Here is a 2,867-nt window from a genome sequence, read left to right on the forward strand (position 1 = left end):
CGCCGCAATATTAGTGCTGTCTGCCTTGGCATCCTGTTTGGTGTGATAAGAGAGCTTGACCGCGTGCAACTCCTCTTTAAGATCGTCGATACGCTTGTCCGCCTCTTTCAGGCGGCTTGAAATGCCGTTGACCCAAAACCAAAACGCCGCTGTCGCAATCGGCCACAGGGTCCTAAATCCAAATTCAAAATCCATTTAAAACCCCTTTAAACAGGCACATCGCCAAATACGATACGCACCGCATAGCCTTCGGGATTTCGGCTCGCCGCCTCGACCTTTTGGCCGTCAAAAAAGACTGAGTAATATTTCCGCAAAATACCAATCACATTAGCAGGGGCGGTCGCCGAAAACTCCACACAAAAGGTCGTCTGGAAATCCTTATCCATACGCACTGCGTACTCAATGCCTGCCTTATCCAACAGGTCGGAAACATGAATGACAAACGGCTCTTGCTCGCGTGCGCGGCTCAATCCCAGCTCTAAATCCGCATGGCGGCAGGCGACCGTACGTTGTACCAACTCACGATAAGTCGTCATCGCGCGCCCTCCGAACCGTCAACTTCCGCTTGACTGTTGACCCAGTCGCGCCAAGCCTGATTTTGATTTTCCAGTTCGGCAACATAGCCGCCAAACTCAGCGGCGTGTTCCAACAGCGTGGCCGTTTTGCCGTCTTTCGGCGGATTCGGGCGTACCGGCGCGACCATCAATGCGGCAGGCGGTGTCGGCATGACCGCCTTTTCGACAACCTTAATTTCCGTAGCCGAGGGCGCGGTTGTAGAGCTGCAGGCCGTGATGGCCAAAGCCGTCAATACAATTACCGCTTGCATTTTTACGGTCTTGAGTAAGGACATTTTCGATTTCCTTTTTATTTTCCGTTTTCAGACGGCTGACTTCCGCCTGTTTTTTCGCCAAAGCCATGCCGACGGCGTGCGCCTTAACTTCATATTTTTTAGCTTCCGCGCGTGCCTGTTCCAATTCGCGCGCATAGTTTTGAGCCGACAACAGCAGGGCTTGCGCCTTATCGTGCTCCATCTTGTCGATGACCGCCTGCTGTTTGGCAAAGGCCGACTTATATCCTTGATGGTGTGACACCGCCAAACCCGTGCCGATAAGTGCGATGATGGCAATCGGCTGCCAGTTATTCGCCAGCAGTTTCACGAGATTCATTCTCGACCTCCTGACGTTTGACGCTGACAAACGAGCGCGCCACCGCATAGCCGCCGACAATGCCCAAATACACCGCCCAAATTTCCGCCGATGGATCGGGCAACATCACAAACTTAAACGTCCCCGCCGCGCATGCAACGTTTGCCCATAACTTCGAATGTGAAATGCCTCCTGTCGCGGGGTTTTTGAAAATGTCAAAAATGCGCATCTTAATAACCATCCCAACCGTCAATCATATTTCTTACTTTCTCGCCTTGCGTTTACGCGCCGCACGTTTCGCGGCTGCCACGCCTGATTTACCCAAGCGCAGGCTCGGATGTTGTTTCAAAGAGCCTACCCGAACAGGGCTTGGCGTGATTTTGATTTCAGGTAACGGCGGTACGCCAAAACCGTTTTTTAACTTTGCACAATAGGCAATAGATAAAGCAATCAAAGACTTTTTCATACCTTCACCGCTCCCAATTCCATCGCAATCGCGTCCGCAATCGCGCGGCAGATGCCCCATTTAGTAGTCTTAAACAAGGCCAAATCAGTGTCGTTACTGATAAAAAACGGCTCAAACACAATGCCGCCGGCTTGTGCATAAGCCAGGCGCGAATGCTGGCCCGCATTGTCGGGTTTAAAGCCGTCTTCGCCGCGCAGTTTCCAGCCGGTAGCCTTCGCAACAGCCTTGCTCAGCACCTGACACCAGCGTTTGTTTTTGACGGTACTCAACGCCTCAATGCCCGTAGCTGCTTTGCTGACGGCCGCATTGGTATGGAACTCAATCGCCAAATCCGAGCCGCGAATCAGTTTTACAGCCTCGCGCAGCGGCATATTGCCTTTGCCCGTGCCGTCGGTTTTAACGGTCAAGCCGTAGTCATCGCGCAAAATAGATGCCACGATGTTGCGCATATCCTGCGCCAAGTCCGCCTCACGGTCGGAGCCGTTGACCGCGCCCGGGTCGGTGTTGCTGTGGCCGGCGGTTAAAGTTACAGTTTTGCCCATAAACATCTCCGAAAATCAAATCACAATTTATTTTCAAAACCTTATTTAACCTTTTCAGACGGCATAAGACGGTCGGCACAAATGCACTTACTGTTCCGCAGACAAAAAAAAGCCCTGCAAAAAGCAGGGCAAAGGTCCACTCACAAGAAACACACAACACAATTACGCCGCAAATAAATCCGTCTGCGCTCTTGCCGCCGCCTCGCGGTCGGCCTCTTTCAAAATGTATCGGATATTGCGCGTAGACAGCCGATGAGCCAACACCAGCTCGCGCACAATAACCAAATCGCTCAAACCCTCCGCGCTCATCGCATCATACTGCCGGCGGATAAATCGATTGCGCAGCTCGCGCATCGCGTCCCAGCAGCGAGGAATGGCTAAGAAAGACTGACCGGCATAGGCTCGCTCCAATCGTCCCGCAGCCTCCTCGCCGATGTCCTCGACCAGTTGAGCGTGTAAGATTCGGCTCTGGCGCGTATTGCGCCGGCGGTTGGAAATCGGGTAATTCGTCCCGCCCCAAACCTTGACCATGTGAAACGCCGCTTCCAGCCCGATGACCGTAATCATCGCCACCACGCTCTGCGGCAGAAGATGTTTCACATCCTCAAAATCCTGCTCTGTCATTTCCCAACTTACACTCATTCCTATTCCTCCTTCTTCTTTCGGTTCGCCGCAATCTGCAAAGCCGCCACCAGCTTGTGCATATTGCCGTCG

Annotated in this window: 8 protein-coding genes and 1 pseudogene; all 9 read right to left on the minus strand. The window is 52.9% G+C overall.

Translation table 11 applies throughout. The features are described from left to right. Positions 1 to 195 (minus strand): hypothetical protein (locus tag HMPREF2696_RS06150; RefSeq protein WP_070588107.1); only part of this gene is annotated, 195 nt, incomplete at its 3' end. Positions 196 to 206: 11 nt separating this feature from the next. Further along, positions 207 to 536, minus strand: coding sequence for a hypothetical protein (locus HMPREF2696_RS06155; RefSeq protein ID WP_070588108.1), 330 nt, complete (start codon positions 534 to 536; stop codon positions 207 to 209). Continuing rightward, the gene (locus tag HMPREF2696_RS11995) at positions 533 to 850 is read right to left on the minus strand and encodes a hypothetical protein (RefSeq protein ID WP_210383762.1); all 318 of its coding nucleotides are present in this window, start codon (positions 848 to 850) and stop codon (positions 533 to 535) included. The genes HMPREF2696_RS06155 and HMPREF2696_RS11995 overlap by 4 nt, the downstream gene beginning before the upstream one ends. After that, positions 747 to 1,166: a hypothetical protein gene (locus HMPREF2696_RS06165; protein ID WP_070588110.1), complete on the minus strand. Its 420-nt coding sequence runs from the start codon at positions 1,164 to 1,166 to the stop codon at positions 747 to 749. The genes HMPREF2696_RS11995 and HMPREF2696_RS06165 overlap by 104 nt, the downstream gene beginning before the upstream one ends. Next, positions 1,138 to 1,374 carry a hypothetical protein gene (locus HMPREF2696_RS06170; RefSeq protein ID WP_070588120.1) on the minus strand — a complete coding sequence of 79 codons (237 nt, stop codon included), beginning with the start codon at positions 1,372 to 1,374 and terminating at the stop codon, positions 1,138 to 1,140. Before HMPREF2696_RS06170 ends, HMPREF2696_RS06165 begins: the two co-directional genes overlap by 29 nt. A 33-nt stretch (positions 1,375 to 1,407) precedes the next feature. Then, complete coding sequence (locus HMPREF2696_RS06175; protein ID WP_070588112.1) at positions 1,408 to 1,611, minus strand: hypothetical protein; 204 nt, start codon at positions 1,609 to 1,611, stop codon at positions 1,408 to 1,410. After that, positions 1,608 to 2,153 (minus strand): N-acetylmuramoyl-L-alanine amidase, encoded by a 546-nt coding sequence (locus tag HMPREF2696_RS06180; RefSeq protein ID WP_070588113.1) that lies wholly within the window; start codon positions 2,151 to 2,153, stop codon positions 1,608 to 1,610. Before HMPREF2696_RS06180 ends, HMPREF2696_RS06175 begins: the two co-directional genes overlap by 4 nt. A gap of 162 nt (positions 2,154 to 2,315) precedes the next feature. Then, positions 2,316 to 2,795, minus strand: a complete 480-nt coding sequence (locus tag HMPREF2696_RS06185) for a Mor transcription activator family protein (RefSeq protein ID WP_070588115.1) — start codon at positions 2,793 to 2,795, stop codon at positions 2,316 to 2,318. A gap of 2 nt (positions 2,796 to 2,797) precedes the next feature. Beyond that, positions 2,798 to 2,867 (minus strand): annotated as a pseudogene (locus HMPREF2696_RS12000) (GemA protein); the annotation flags it as partial.

Source organism: Neisseria sp. HMSC058F07, from assembly GCF_001810035.1.
Taxonomy (GTDB): Bacteria; Pseudomonadota; Gammaproteobacteria; order Burkholderiales; family Neisseriaceae; genus Neisseria; species Neisseria perflava.

Bases quoted from the DNA above. Each gene is read 5' to 3' on its own strand.
- HMPREF2696_RS06155 (WP_070588108.1), bottom strand. From the start codon at position 536: ATGACGACTTATCGTGAGTTGGTACAACGTACGGTCGCCTGCCGCCAT.
- HMPREF2696_RS11995 (WP_210383762.1), bottom strand. From the start codon at position 850: ATGTCCTTACTCAAGACCGTAAAAATGCAAGCGGTAATTGTATTGACG.
- HMPREF2696_RS06165 (WP_070588110.1), bottom strand. From the start codon at position 1,166: ATGAATCTCGTGAAACTGCTGGCGAATAACTGGCAGCCGATTGCCATC.
- HMPREF2696_RS06170 (WP_070588120.1), bottom strand. From the start codon at position 1,374: ATGCGCATTTTTGACATTTTCAAAAACCCCGCGACAGGAGGCATTTCA.
- HMPREF2696_RS06175 (WP_070588112.1), bottom strand. From the start codon at position 1,611: ATGAAAAAGTCTTTGATTGCTTTATCTATTGCCTATTGTGCAAAGTTA.
- HMPREF2696_RS06180 (WP_070588113.1), bottom strand. From the start codon at position 2,153: ATGGGCAAAACTGTAACTTTAACCGCCGGCCACAGCAACACCGACCCG.
- HMPREF2696_RS06185 (WP_070588115.1), bottom strand. From the start codon at position 2,795: ATGAGTGTAAGTTGGGAAATGACAGAGCAGGATTTTGAGGATGTGAAA.